General features: G+C 31.0%; 2 protein-coding genes. Both read right to left on the bottom strand.

The genetic code is table 11. The features are described from left to right. Positions 1-330 precede the first annotated feature (330 nt). The gene (gene ltaE / locus VK998_RS07205; RefSeq protein ID WP_325227029.1) at positions 331-1,350 is read right to left on the bottom strand and encodes a low-specificity L-threonine aldolase; all 1,020 of its coding nucleotides are present in this window, start codon (positions 1,348-1,350) and stop codon (positions 331-333) included. 245 nt (positions 1,351-1,595) lie between these two features. Further along, positions 1,596-2,891: a YeeE/YedE family protein gene (locus VK998_RS07200; protein ID WP_325227026.1), complete on the bottom strand. Its 1,296-nt coding sequence runs from the start codon at positions 2,889-2,891 to the stop codon at positions 1,596-1,598. Positions 2,892-3,425 lie beyond the last annotated feature (534 nt).

The raw sequence follows: 3,425 nt of genomic DNA, 5'->3' as shown, positions 1-3,425 counted from the left end.
ATAATAATTACAAGCTGCTAAATTTACATCATCAATCTTTTTTGTCTTAGCATCTATTATTAGCATAGGCGTATGGTTATTATTAAAAGCCTCAAAGTATTTACAATTGAATTTATTCAATGGTTCCTCCAACACTGCAATACCCCCTTATTTTTGCGAATAACTTACGAATTCAGCACGAGAATATAAATAGTAAATTTTTCCTTTAATATATGTAACAGTTTACTTAAACTGTTACATATTATTAATATTTTCGTAATAAAATCAACAAATTTGTTTATTAAAAATACGATTTGATTATTAATCAAATCGTATTTTTAATATCATTTTCTAAATATATTCTTTTATAGATTCTATTAAATAGTCAATATCTTCCTTAGTTATATCATTATTAGTAACAAATCTTATTATATTACCGTCATCATTTACCTTGATTCTTTTTTGGAGTAATCTTTGAGTAAATTCATAAGAATTGAAATCTTTTTTAGATACTTTGCAAAATACCATATTTATTTGTACTTTATCCATATCTACAGATAGACCTTCTATTTCATTCAACTTCTTAGCTAAATATTTTGCATTTTCATGATCTTCTTCAAGTCTATCTATCATTTTTCCCAAAGATATTATGCCAGATGCTGCAAGAATGCCTGCTTGTCTCATACCTCCACCTAGTAGTTTTCTCATCTTTCTAGCTTTTTTTATAAACTCATTAGAACCACAGAGTAAAGATCCTACAGGAGAGCATAACCCCTTTGATATACAAAATGTTACAGAATCGGTGTATTGAGCTATTTGGTTAGCCCTTACCTTTAAATATGTAGCAGCGTTAAATAACCTAGCTCCATCTAAATGTACGGGGATATGGTTTTCGTAAGCAACTTTATATAAAGATTCCATTTCTTGTAAAGATACTACTGTACCATTTCCTAAAGCATTTTCTATACATAATAAACCTGTTTCTGGATAATGAATATCTTGGCTCCTTATTCTTCTCTGTACATCTTCTACATATATCTTATCATCTGGATTATTCACAACTGAATAACTAACCCCTGAAAGTCTGGCTGCAGCACCTACTTCATGTTGAACTATATGACTATTGGCACCTAGTATTATTTCATCTCCTAATTTTGTGTGAACCATAATAGCTATTTGATTCCCCATTGTTCCAGAAGGAACAAATAGAGCAGATTCCTTGCCTACCAACTTAGCTGCCAACTCTTCCAATCTATTTACCGTTGGATCATCTCCATATACATCATCTCCAACTTCAGCCTCATACATGGCTTTTCTCATTTCTTTCGTTGGCTGAGTTACAGTGTCGCTTCTTAAATCAATATATTTCATAATCATCATCCTTTCTTGAGTCCATTAATACTATTATAATATAATTATTTACTTAATCTCTCTATATTTAAGATAATTCTCATGTATTTTAATCTATATGAGCTTTAGAAAGAAAATAAGGGCTTTAACCCTTTGTAGTTTAATTATTAATAATGAACAAACCAAAAGGATTAAGCCCACATGCTGTAGGTAATATGAATAGAATTCCCAAAATAGAATATTAAATCTTCTTTTCAACAACCTATTTATTCAGCTTTAAACCATTTTTTTGCACATTTGTTTCCAACTATCCCACCTAAAACCATGAACAATAAAAATATCCATCCAGAAAGGGAAAAGTTAGCAATTGGGGTATATAACGCCCCTACATTACAACCATTGGAAAGCCTTGTTCCTATACCCATAGTTATTCCACCTAAAGCATAAAGCAATCCTTCCCTTGGAGTTATATGCATCTCTGCCATAAAAGTCTCTTTGAATTTTCCTGCTGTTAGAAGATATATAGCTGTTCCTAATACTATACCAAAGTTTTGTACAGAAACCGGATGTTCAAAGAATGGTAGTGTAAAAATATCTGCTGATTTTTTAGTGAAGGAAGCAATTGATTCAGCTGACACGCCAAATAAAGTTAACGTTTTCCCAAACCATATGCCATAAGGTGTAGATGCCCCCCATCCAGCTTTAGTTATACCCATTAATAAGGTAAATAATATTGCAAGTCCCACTGCTCCCTGCTTTAATGTCCATGGTTTAACAAAGATATGATCATACGTTTCAATACTAAATAGTTTAAAATTCTCTGCGTCTAAAGACTCTAACATATCTTGATTTTGTTCCATAGAATGCCCAATATAACTTTTATTTTCTTTGCGTTGTTTTTCATAACTATATGATATGAATATAACTATAGCACATAATATTCCAATTAATATTAATGCTCCTAAATAACCTTCAAAGCCACCCCATTTAAATAGATCAGGTAAGAATACTCCTCCAGAAAAATGTTCTCCTGTTGGTGTAGAGAACCATGAGTTTGTAATCCAACTTGCTGAACTTTGTAAAGGAAGACCAAGAAATACACCCATACTAAAAAATATCAATGTAATTATAGCTCTAGGCAATCCTGTAACTAAATCGGTTAAAACTCCACTAGCACAACATGATGAAAAGGACATACCGAATCCAAATAATATTGCTCCTACCAAAAGCCCCAAATTAATGGGATTTATCCAAAGATTATAACTTGTAGGATCGTTTTTAAAAAGAAAAGCTGTTGTTAACAGTGCTGATATAAAAAACATAAACATTAAAGTTCTGATCAATTTTGTAGAACCAGTATTATAAGCTCTGTTTACACTTCCTGCAAATCCAGTATATGCCCTCGTAAGAGTATAGCCTAATCCTGTACCTATAAGAAGTCTAAAATATAATATGTCAGTTTTTAAAAATGCCTTACCTAGTACAATTATCAATAAAATCCCTATAAACCCTAATAATATCTCTCCTTTGCGTAAAACTATTTTTTGTTCTGAAACTTTCATGTTTAAACCCCCTTGTTTTTTATTTTACATTTACATGTATAAGTTTATTATATAACAAACAATCTTTTGTCTGTTATTAGTTTTGCTTATGCATTATTACTTTTATTGATAGTGTTTTAGTCACGAATTTATATGCCTTAAATACCTATATTCAAAAATCACAACAAGGGATTTGAATTCATACATTTTAAATATAGTCTTTAACTTTTTATAACCCTAAAGCCCATTCCCAGTCCCCAAGTATCTCAAAAAGCTTCTCTTCCTCCTCAACAATGGAATGCGAAAATAAAAAGGGATAAAAAAAACAGGAGGCTTCTTGGATTTTAATCTAAGACTCTCCTACTTTGAAATACTTTATTTACTTGTTGAAGAACTTTATTTTATGGGGACAAGGTACCAAATACCTTAGATATATAATTTAACTGATGTATATTTTATAAATTATGTGTCCTATTATTAGAGGTCAGACATATGGGTCTGCCCCTACGTACAACCATGATATATGCTAGAACCATTGCGATGCCTATTGTAAAT

The organism is Schnuerera sp. (genome assembly GCF_035459645.1).
Classification (GTDB): Bacteria; Bacillota; Clostridia; order Tissierellales; family Tepidimicrobiaceae; genus Schnuerera.
This window is presented reverse-complemented; position numbering and strand designations above follow the sequence as displayed.

Bases quoted from the DNA above. Each gene is read 5' to 3' on its own strand.
- ltaE (WP_325227029.1), bottom strand. From the start codon at position 1,350: ATGAAATATATTGATTTAAGAAGCGACACTGTAACTCAGCCAACGAAA.
- VK998_RS07200 (WP_325227026.1), bottom strand. From the start codon at position 2,891: ATGAAAGTTTCAGAACAAAAAATAGTTTTACGCAAAGGAGAGATATTA.